The sequence below is a fragment of the Mesorhizobium carmichaelinearum genome (assembly GCF_900199455.1).
GTDB classification, from domain to species: Bacteria; Pseudomonadota; Alphaproteobacteria; order Rhizobiales; family Rhizobiaceae; genus Mesorhizobium; species Mesorhizobium carmichaelinearum.
In genome coordinates, this window is sequence record NZ_FZQR01000100.1 from 1 (window position 1) to 2,425 (window position 2,425).

3 protein-coding genes are annotated in these 2,425 nt (G+C 64.3%); all 3 read right to left on the reverse strand.

All coding sequences use genetic code 11. The annotated features are described in order from the left end of the window. Nucleotides 1-1,586: IS66 family transposase (tnpC, locus tag CKW40_RS42095; protein WP_095205364.1), on the reverse strand; the 1,586-nt coding region annotated here is incomplete at its 3' end. Between the two features lie 71 nt (nucleotides 1,587-1,657). Then, the gene (tnpB, locus tag CKW40_RS42100) at nucleotides 1,658-1,999 is read right to left on the reverse strand and encodes an IS66 family insertion sequence element accessory protein TnpB (RefSeq protein ID WP_258052477.1); all 342 of its coding nucleotides are present in this window, start codon (nucleotides 1,997-1,999) and stop codon (nucleotides 1,658-1,660) included. After that, nucleotides 1,996-2,340 carry an IS66-like element accessory protein TnpA gene (tnpA, locus tag CKW40_RS42105; RefSeq protein ID WP_095205366.1) on the reverse strand — a complete coding sequence of 115 codons (345 nt, stop codon included), beginning with the start codon at nucleotides 2,338-2,340 and terminating at the stop codon, nucleotides 1,996-1,998. The genes tnpB and tnpA overlap by 4 nt, the downstream gene beginning before the upstream one ends. Between the last annotated feature and the right edge of the window lie 85 nt (nucleotides 2,341-2,425).

The window sequence follows — 2,425 nt, forward strand, 5'->3', positions numbered from 1 at the left end:
CACGGCAGCAACTCGTCGAGGCGATTGGCGGGGTGCTCGGCAATGCGGTGAAGCACATCGGTAAGCCAGGCTTGCGGATCGACATTGTTGAGCTTGGCGGTGCCGATGAGGGCGTAGATGACTGCAGCGCGCTGGCCTCCACGATCGGAGCCACAGAACAGCCAGGCCTTGCGACCGAGCGGGACGCAGCGCAGGGCCCGTTCAGCCGCATTGTTCGTAATGCAGATCCTGCCATCGTCGAGGAAGCGGGTAAACGCCGGCCATCGGCGCAGCATGTAGTTGATGGCCTTGGCGAGATCGTGGTTGCGTGAGAGCTGGGCAAGCTGGGCGATCAGCCAGGCGTGAAGGTCTTCCATCAGTGGAGCGCTGCGCTCCTGGCGGGCGCAAGCACGCGCTTCAGCGCTCAATCCGTTGATCTCGCGCTCGATATCGAACAGTGCATCCAGGCGCTGCACCGCTTCCAGTGCGATCGGGTAGATCGCCCCTGTCCGTTCGCCGCGGCTCTTCTTGCGCGCTGATCCCTCGACGTCGGCGAGTTCGAAGAACTTGCGGCGTGCATGGGCAAAGCAGCCCGCTTCGAGCACAGGCCCTGGGCGACGATCGGCTGCGTAGAGTTCGCCATAGCCGCCATAGGCGTCTGCCTGCAGGATCCCGGACCAGCTGTCGAGATGCGCTCGCGGATGTTCGCCACGGCGGTCGCGCGAATAGTGGAACAGCGCGGCGGGCGGATCGGCGCCGCCGAATGGCCGGTCGTCGCGGACATAGACCCACAGCCTGCCGATATCGGTCTTGCCCTTGGCGAGGACCGGCACCGTTGTGTCGTCGCCGTGCAATCGGTCGGCGGCGAGAACATGAGCCTCGATCCGGCGATAGAGGGGCATGAGCGCGAAAGTGGCCGCGCCAACCTGGTCGGCGAGCGTCGACAGGCTCAGTGGCACGCCCTCGCGAGCGAAACGTTCAGCCTGGCGGTTCAAGGGTTGATGCTGGCCGTACTTGTCGAACAGCAGCATGGCGAGCAAGCCAGGACCTGCCCAGCCACGCGGCACGACATGGAACGGCGCCGGCGGCTGGGTGATCGTCTCACAGTTCCGGCACGAGAACTTCTCGCGCACCGTCTGGATGACCTTCCACTGACGCGGGATCACCTCCAGCGTCTCGGTCACGTCCTCGCCGAGCTTCGAAAGCCGCGTCCCTCCGCAAGTCGGGCACGAACATGGCGCGGGGATGACGATGCGCTCACGCGGCAGATGCTCGGGAAACGGCTTCTTCACTGGCCGTTTGCGCTCGAAGGCGGTGACACTGGTCGTCCTGGTCGCCGCCGCCTCGGCGGCAAGGTCATCTTCGCTGGCGGTGGCCTCGAGTTCCTCGAGTTGCAACTCCAGTTGGTCCAGGAGCCGGCGGCTGCGCTCGGCGCTGGGGCCATACTGCTCGCGCCTGAGCTTGGCGATCTGCAGCTTGAGGTGCCCGATCAGAGCTTCCGTAGCCGACGCCTTAGCCCTCGCGGCGGCAAGTTCGGCGCCCATCGAAACAACCAGCGCCTTAAGCGCTTCGACATCGTCCGGCAGGGGCGAAACGGCGGCTTCCATGGCCGAAATGAATCAGCACCTGTCTCTCGGTGCAACCGAAAAATGCCGCTTTGGCTGAGGAAATCCGCGTCCTATCCCGCGCTCGCCGGACGCCAGCTGTACTGCGGGTTGCGCCAGTCAATCCCGTCGAGCAAACACGCCAGCTGAGCGCTCGTCAGCGACACTGCACCGTCCTTCGCCTGAGGCCAAATGAAGCGGCCCTTCTCGAGCCGCTTGGCATAAAGCGACATGCCGATCCCGTCATGCCAGATGATCTTTACCAGCGATCCGGCGCGTCCGCGGAAAACGTAGAGATCACCACCGTGAGGATCGCGCTTCAGGTGCTGCTGCACCAGCAAAGCCAGGCCCTGCATGCCCTTCCTCATATCGGTGTGGCCCATCGACAGCCACACCCGCGCGCCCGACGGGATCACCGCAGTGCCTTTACCACTGCCGTAACCAGCGTGGGCGTCGCTCCCGCGAAGATGCTCACCCGGCCGCCCTTTACCAGCTCCACGACAATAGCCGGCCGGTGCTCCAGTGGATGGCCGACGTCTTCATCGACAACCACCGCCTCTGTAAGGCACGGGTCCGGGACGTGCTCGCACAGCTTGCGACGCCAAGTGTAGATCAGCGCCGTCGAAACGTCATGCCGCTGCGCCACCTGCGTCACACAGGCTCCGGGCGAAAATGCCTCCTCCAAAATCTGGCGCCGTTCCTCCTCGTTCCACCGCCGCCGACGTTCGGGGCCTGTGAGCAACGTGATCTGACCCATCAACTGCTCCTAAGTGCGCTCATAAGAGCACGCTTAAGACCACTCGTTCATCACCCGAACAAGGCGCGACACGCCGGATGGATAC